Here is a 6,994-nt window from a genome sequence, read left to right as displayed (position 1 = left end):
TGTAGCGCTTGGACTAAAGATACGTATTGCTAAGGTTAAAACGGAGGAGTTAGTTGGATGATCCAGCACCTAAGGTTAAAACGGAGGAGTTAGTTGGATGATCCAGCACCTGTATCCGATGCTGCGCCGCGTGTTCCGGCCTGTCCGTGCGCGGCACGGCGCTGGGCCTCGTCTCGGTCGCCATCCTCGAAGGCTGCGTGCTGGGCGCCGCCTACGCCATCGCGGGCGCGCCGGCGCCGGCGCTGCTGGCCGTGTTCACGGGCTATCTCGCGCTGGTGCCGGGCGGCGCGCCGCTGTCGTTCTCGCTCGTCGCGCTGCTGCTGCTGGGCCAGGGCCACTCCGGCGCCGCGCTCGGGCTGTTCTGCTGGGGCGCGTTCGAGCTTGTTCATGGTCGACAAATTCATCCGTCCGAAACCGTCGGCCGGCGCGTCAACCTGCCCTTCCTCGCCGTGCTGTTCGGCCTGCTCGGAGGCGTGTCGACGCTCGGCGTCATCGGCCTGTTCGCCGGGCCGTTCATGATGGCGATCCTGTTCGAGTGGCTGCGCGGCGATGACGGCGACAATACCGCTTTAAATACCAATTAAGCGCATTTTTCTAGCTCCGCTATCGACAGAAACGAGACCAGTTCGCCGCCGCCTTGGGCAACGTTACAATACCAATTAAATACCTGTTGACAAGCCTATCAGTGCTGCCTATAGTGCCCTGACTTTCCCGGCACAGCATTCACTATGATCGACTATCTCATCGGCGTCGACGGCGGCGGCACCGGCACCCGCGTGCGCATCGCACGGCGCGCGCCCGACGGCGGCGCCGAACTGGCCCAGGGCGCCAGCGGCCCGTCCGGCCTGGGCCTGGGCATCGCCCGCGCCTGGGCGGCCGTCCAGGAAGCGGTCGCGCAGGCGTTCGCCGCGGCCGGCATCGCGCCGCCGCCCCCGGACCGCATGGCCATCGGCCTCGGCCTGGCCGGCGTGCACAATCGCCAATGGGCGCAGGAATTCGAAGCGTTTGACCCCGGCTACGCCGCGCTCGTCCTCGAAACGGACGCGTTCACGACGCTCATGGGCGCGCACGGCGGCCGGCCCGGCGCCATCGTCGCCATCGGCACGGGCAGCGTCGGCGAAGTCCTGCTGCCCGACGGCACGCGGCGCGAGGTCGGGCGGCTGGGGCTTCCCGCCGGCGACGAAGCGAGCGGCGGCTGGATCGGCCTCGCCGCCGTCAACCACATCGAGCAGGTTTTGGACGGACGCCGTCCCGCGAGCAGCTTCGCCGCCGACGTGATCGAAGCCTGCGGCGGCGACCGCGCCGCCATCCAGGTCTGGCTCGGCAAGGCCACGCAGACGACGTATGCGAGTCTGGCACCGCTGGTGCTCAGGCATGCCGACGATCCGGCCGCGCGCGCCATCCTGACGAAGGCCGGCGAGGAAGCGGCCGCCATCGCACGCGCGCTCGACCCCGACGGCACGCTGCCGCTCGCGCTGTGCGGCGGCTTGGGTGGCGCCCTGCGCGACTGGCTTCCGCCCGCGCTCGCGGCCCGCGCGAGCGCGCCCGCGGGCGATTCGGCACGCGGCGCACTGCGCCTGATCGAACTGCACCTCGCGGCATGAAAGGATTCCCCATGCAAGGCAATATCCTGACCCCGGACGGCTGGATCCGCGGCCGTCTCCACATCGAGGACGGCGCCGCGACGATCGCCGCCATCGACGGCGCGGCGGCCGATCCGGCATCCAATCCGGACGACTACATCCTCCCCGGCTTCATCGACCTGCACGTGCACGGCGGCGCCGGACGCGACATGATGGAAGGCGGCGACGCCCCGCACGTGATCGCGCGCCTGCACGCACGGCACGGCACGACGAGCCTGCTGGCCACGACGATGACCGCGCCGCTGGACGACATCGACCGCGCGCTCGCCGCGATCGGCGGCGCGTGCGAACAGCGCGGCAAGGGCGAGGCCCGCATCCTCGGCGTGCACCTGGAGGGGCCGTACATCAACTCGGGCAAACTGGGGGCGCAACCGCCGTTCGCACGCGAAGCAAGCATGGCGGAGGTCGAGCGTTTCAACGCGCAGGCGCCGCTGCGCCTCATCACCGTGGCGCCCGAGATCGACGGCCACCTGGCCCTCGTGCGCAAGATGGCCGACGCCGGCATCCGCGTGCAGATCGGCCACACGAACGGCAACTACGACGACGGCGTGCGCGCGCTGGAACACGGCGCGGCCGGCTTCACCCACCTGTTCAACGCGATGCCGGGCCTGCACCACCGCGATCCGGGCATGGTCGGCGCGGCGCTCGCGCATGCTCGGTACGCCGAGATCATTCCCGACCTGCTGCACGTGCACCCCGGCGCCATCCGGACCGCGCTGCGCTGCATCCCGCAGCTCTACTGCGTGACGGATTCCACGGCCGCCGCCGGGATGCCGGACGGCGAGTACATGCTGGGCCGCCAGGTCGTCCACAAATGCATGGGCGGCGTGCGCCTCGCGGACGGCACGCTGGCCGGCAGCACGCTCACGATGGACCAGGCGCTGCGCAACCTCGTATCCATCGGCCTCGATCTCGCCGACGCCGCGCGCCGCGTGTCGACCAACGCCGCCGACTACCTGGGCGAGACGCGCCGCGGCCGCATCGCGCCGGGCTGCTTCGCCGACCTGGTCGTCCTCGACCGCGACCTGAACCTGAAAACCGTTTATATCGAAGGAGAGCCCCTTGACCTCGCTGATGCTTGAAGAAGCCGTATCCGCGGCCGACTGCGTCGCCCTGCAGTTGTCGAACGACGCCGAGCGCTACGCGGCCTTGGGCCATCACCTGCGCAGCACGCCCTTCCACAACGCGGTGACGGTGGCGCGCGGCAGTTCCGACCATGCGTCCGGCTACCTCGCCTACCTGATCATGGCGCGCATGGGCCGCCTCGTGACGTCGCTGCCGATGTCCCTCCTCACCCTGTACAAGGCGCCGCTGCAGGCGGCCGGCACGCTCGCGGTGTCGATCTCGCAGTCGGGCCAGAGCCCGGACGTGGTGGAACCGGTCCGCTACTTCCGCGCCGGCGGCGCGACGACGGTGGCGCTCGTGAACGACATCGATTCGCCGCTCGCCCACGAAGCCGAATGGGCGCTGCCGCTGCGCGCCGGGAAGGAGCAGAGCGTCGCCGCGACGAAGAGCTTCATCACGAGCCTGACGGCGGGTGCGCGCCTCGTGGCCGAGTGGCAGCAGGACGACGAACTGAAAGCCGGCCTCGCCGCGCTGCCGGACGCCTTGCGCCAGGCCGCGCACACCGACTGGTCGGCGGCGCTGGGCGTGCTGGCGCCGGCGCGCAACATCATGGTCGTGGGCCGCGGCATCAGCTTCCCGATCGCCCTGGAAGCGGCGCTGAAATTCAAGGAGACGTCCGCGCTGCAGGCCGAGGCGTTCTCCGGCGCCGAGATCAAGCACGGCCCGATGGCATTGATCGACGACGGCTATCCGCTGCTGATCTTCGCCACGCGCGGCCCCGCGCAGGCGGGCCTCGTCGCGCTGGCCGACGAGATGCGCGGCCGCGGCGCGCGCGTGCTGCTCGCCGCGCCGGCGGACGTGCCGTCGCGCGACCTCGACCTGCCCGTCGCGAGACTGCCCCGACCTCGATCCGATCGTCGCGATCAACGCGTTCTACGTGATGGCGGCGCACCTGGCGAAGGCGCGCGGCCTCGATCCGGACAAGCCGCGCCACCTGAACAAAGTCACGAAGACGCACTGACCCAACGACACTGACACACCGATGCACACGAACGATTTGCGCCAACTGGCCGGCCGGCTGATCATGATCCGGCTGTTCGGCACCGAACTCGATGCCGGCACGGCCGACTTCATCCGCGCCAACCGCATCCGCGGCGCGTGCCTGTTCCGCCAGAACATGGTCGATGCCGCGCAGCTGACGCGCTTCACCGCCGACCTGAAGGACGCGATGGGCGACGAAGCGCTGATCGCGCTCGACCAGGAAGGCGGCGCCGTCGTGCGCGCGCTGTGGGTGCCGCCGCCGCCGTCCGCGATGGCGCTGGGCGCGGCCGGCGACGCGGCGCTCGCGCGCGACGTGGGCGCGGCCGTGGCGCGGGCGATCCGCGCGCTCGGCTTCAACTGGAACTTCGCGCCGGTGCTGGACCTGAACAACAATCCGCAGAACCCGGTCATCGCCGAGCGCTCGTTCGGCGCCGATCCGGCGCAGGCGACCAGGCTGGCGCTCGCGTGGATGGCCGGCAGCGAGAGCGAAGGCGTGGCCTGCTGCGTCAAGCACTTCCCCGGCCATGGCGACACGCACGTCGACTCGCACCGCGACCTGCCCACGGTGGACAAACCCTTGCAGGAACTGGAGCGCTTCGAATTCGCGCCGTTCCGCGCGGCGGCGCCGCACGCGCCCGCCGTGATGACGGCGCACATCGTCTACCCCGCCCTCGACGCGGGCCATCCGGCCACGATGTCGCGCGCGATCCTGCATGACCTGCTGCGCGCGCAATGGGGTTATGAAGGCGTGATCATCACGGACGGCATGGACATGCACGCGATCGCGCACCGCTACGGCGCCGGCGAGGCTGCCGTGAACGCGCTGCTGGCCGGCGCCGACATGGTGATGGCCATCGGCAGCCGCGCCACGCAGGAAGAGACGATCGACGCCATCGCCACGGCCATCGCCGACGGACGCCTGCCGCTGCACGAGGTGCACGCGCGGCTGGCACGCCTGGACGGCCTCGCGCACGCGCATCCGGCAGCGGCCGTGCCTTATGCCACGGAGGACGCGGACCGCGCACTGATGGCGCAAGCCTGGCGCCGGGCACTGACCGCGCGCGGCGATCCGCTGCGCCCCGCGCCGCAGGCGAAGGTGCGCCTGGTGGCGCGCCAGGACGTCGTCAGCGACGGCGTCTCGGAAGCGGGCGTGCCGGCCGGCGCCATCGCGGCGATGCTGCAGCGGTTGTTCGACGTCGATCTCGTGACGTTCGCGGATGCCGAAGCCTTCGACTGGAACGCCCTGCCGGACGACGGACGCTTCACGATCCTCGCGTCGACCTCGCGCCGCCGCTACGGGCCGCACGCACGCGCCACGTGGGCGCCGGACCTGCACCTCGCGCTGTGGAATCCGTACCAGGCGCTCGACTTCGCGGCGCCCGCGCTGCTGACGTATGGCTTCGCACCGCCCGCGCTGGACGCCGTGCGGGCATGGCTGGCCGGCACCGCCGACGCGCCCGGCCACTGCCCGGTGCCGGGCTTTTGAAGGCGTCGGGTAACGCATTGTAACCATGCAGCCCGCCCTCGCACGGCTGGCACGATTGTCACGCCCATCAGCAGTTTGTGGGAGAATGCACGCTTTGTCCGAGTTCGGCACCTGGCACCGTCGGCGTATGTATGCTGAGCAACCAGCGGTGCAACCTTATCGTCATTAAAGAGTAAGAGAGGATTTTTCAATGTCCCAATTCCGTTTTGCCCGCCTCGCCCTGCTGCTGGGCGCCCTCGGCCTGCAACGCCGCGCCGGCCCTGATGCACAGCGCGTCGGCGCAGGACAGACGCGCCGGCAGCCCAGCCGAAGCCGGACACGGTCCGCCCGGAACTGTACAAGCTGCTCGACCCGGCCCAGATCAAGCCGCTGATGGACGCGAAGAACTACACCGAGGTGCAGAACCGCATCACGCAAGCGGAAGCGTTCCCCGACAAGACCCCGTACGAAACCTATGTGCTGAACCGCATGAAGCTGTCGCTCGGTACGTCGACGGGCAACGACAAGATGGCGATGGACTCGCTGGAAGCGATCCTGGCCTCGGGCAAGCTGTCGGAGGCGGACAAGCCGAACTTCACGCAGGCCCTCGCGACCTACTACTACAACGCCAAGAACTACCCGAAGGCGATCGAGCTGTACAAGCAGATCCAGGCGTCCGGCAAGGCGTCGGACCAGATCAACTCGGCGCTGATCCGTTCCTACTACCTGAGCGGCGACTACGCGTCGGCGCTGAAGGCGCAGGAGCCGGTGCTGCAGGCCGCGGAACAGGCCGGCAAGACGCCGACGGTGGAAGGCCTGCGCCTGTACGCGTCGGCCGCGAACAAGGTCAAGGATGACGCGGCCTACCTGCGCGGCCTGGAAAAACTGGTCGCCTACTATCCGAACGACGATTACTGGACCGACCTGATCCACCGCGGCATCGTGCGCAAGCCAGGCTTCGCCGACGCCAGCATCCCGGACGTGCTGCGCCTGGAATTCGCGGCCGTCAAGCAGATGTCGGGCGACGCCTATACGGAACTGGCCGAGCTGGCCCTGAAGGACGGCTTCCCGACCGAGGCGAAGAAAGTCGTCGACGCCGGCTTCGCGGCAGGCGTGATGGGCACGGGCAGCGGCGCCGCCAAGGACCGCCAGCTGCGCGACCGCGCCACCAAGGAAGCCGCGAGCGACGCCAAGAACATCGCGGCTGGCGAAGCGGGCGCCACCAAGGCCAAGACGGGTGCCGGCCTCGTCAACCTGGGCTGGGCCTACGCGACGATGGACCAGTACGACAAGGGCATCGGCTTCATCCAGCAGGGTATCGCCAAGGGCGGCCTGAAGTCGCCGGACGAAGCGAAGCTGCGCCTGGGCATGGCCTATGCGAAAGCCGGCCAGAAAGACAAGGCCATCGCCACCTTCCAGGAAGTGAAAGCCGGCGGCGGCCTGGCGGACACCGCCAAGTACTGGATCCTGCTGCTGAACCATCCGAGCGGCGCGGCGGCAGCCAAGTAATTCCCACCGGGGCCTGCCCCGTGGACCAGGCGGCGCGAGACTCCGGTTCGCGCCGCTTTTTTTCGTCTGTGTGAATCGAGCGTACGGGCACGGCCGGCCCGGCGGCGGATAATCGCCGCACCACTTTCCGAAAGGCCGGCCATGAGCACCGTACGCAAGGGACAGGCGCCCGCGAAACTGAACCTCGACGAATTCCACCAGGTGCTGGATCATCCAAACTACCTTCCGTCTTTAACCTTAGCAATACGTAACTGAACGAAGTACAGGACAT

At 69.2% G+C, this 6,994-nt stretch carries 6 protein-coding genes and 1 pseudogene; all 7 read left to right on the top strand.

Annotated elements, in window-relative coordinates:
- Positions 1-146: 146 nt before the first annotated feature.
- The 7 genes and pseudogenes from ACWNCF_RS05590 (at position 147) to ACWNCF_RS05560 (ending at position 6,723) form a co-directional block, all read left to right on the top strand.
- Entirely contained in the window at positions 147-584 is a 438-nt protein-coding gene (locus ACWNCF_RS05590; RefSeq protein WP_449406332.1) for an AI-2E family transporter, read from the top strand.
- Between the two features lie 144 nt (positions 585-728).
- Positions 729-1,604, top strand: a complete 876-nt coding sequence (locus tag ACWNCF_RS05585) for a BadF/BadG/BcrA/BcrD ATPase family protein (protein ID WP_449406331.1) — start codon at positions 729-731, stop codon at positions 1,602-1,604.
- An 11-nt stretch (positions 1,605-1,615) separates the two neighbouring features.
- Entirely contained in the window at positions 1,616-2,725 is a 1,110-nt protein-coding gene (gene nagA, locus ACWNCF_RS05580) for an N-acetylglucosamine-6-phosphate deacetylase (RefSeq protein WP_449406330.1), read from the top strand.
- Positions 2,718-3,729: pseudogene (locus tag ACWNCF_RS05575) on the top strand (SIS domain-containing protein). The gene nagA and the pseudogene ACWNCF_RS05575 overlap by 8 nt, the downstream one beginning before the upstream one ends.
- 21 nt (positions 3,730-3,750) lie before the next feature.
- Positions 3,751-5,235: a glycoside hydrolase family 3 protein gene (locus ACWNCF_RS05570; RefSeq protein WP_449406329.1), complete on the top strand. Its 1,485-nt coding sequence runs from the start codon at positions 3,751-3,753 to the stop codon at positions 5,233-5,235.
- Between the two features lie 190 nt (positions 5,236-5,425).
- A complete protein-coding gene (locus ACWNCF_RS05565) occupies positions 5,426-5,608 on the top strand; it encodes a hypothetical protein (protein ID WP_449406328.1) in 183 nt (60 codons plus the stop codon).
- Positions 5,608-6,723 (top strand): tetratricopeptide repeat protein, encoded by a 1,116-nt coding sequence (locus ACWNCF_RS05560; RefSeq protein WP_449406327.1) that lies wholly within the window; start codon positions 5,608-5,610, stop codon positions 6,721-6,723. Before ACWNCF_RS05565 ends, ACWNCF_RS05560 begins: the two co-directional genes overlap by 1 nt.
- Positions 6,724-6,994 lie beyond the last annotated feature (271 nt).

The organism is Massilia phosphatilytica (assembly GCF_977014125.1).
This window is presented reverse-complemented; position numbering and strand designations above follow the sequence as displayed.

Bases quoted from the DNA above. Each gene is read 5' to 3' on its own strand.
- ACWNCF_RS05585 (WP_449406331.1), top strand. From the start codon at position 729: ATGATCGACTATCTCATCGGCGTCGACGGCGGCGGCACCGGCACCCGC.
- nagA (WP_449406330.1), top strand. From the start codon at position 1,616: ATGCAAGGCAATATCCTGACCCCGGACGGCTGGATCCGCGGCCGTCTC.
- ACWNCF_RS05570 (WP_449406329.1), top strand. From the start codon at position 3,751: ATGCACACGAACGATTTGCGCCAACTGGCCGGCCGGCTGATCATGATC.
- ACWNCF_RS05565 (WP_449406328.1), top strand. From the start codon at position 5,426: ATGTCCCAATTCCGTTTTGCCCGCCTCGCCCTGCTGCTGGGCGCCCTC.
- ACWNCF_RS05560 (WP_449406327.1), top strand. From the start codon at position 5,608: ATGGACGCGAAGAACTACACCGAGGTGCAGAACCGCATCACGCAAGCG.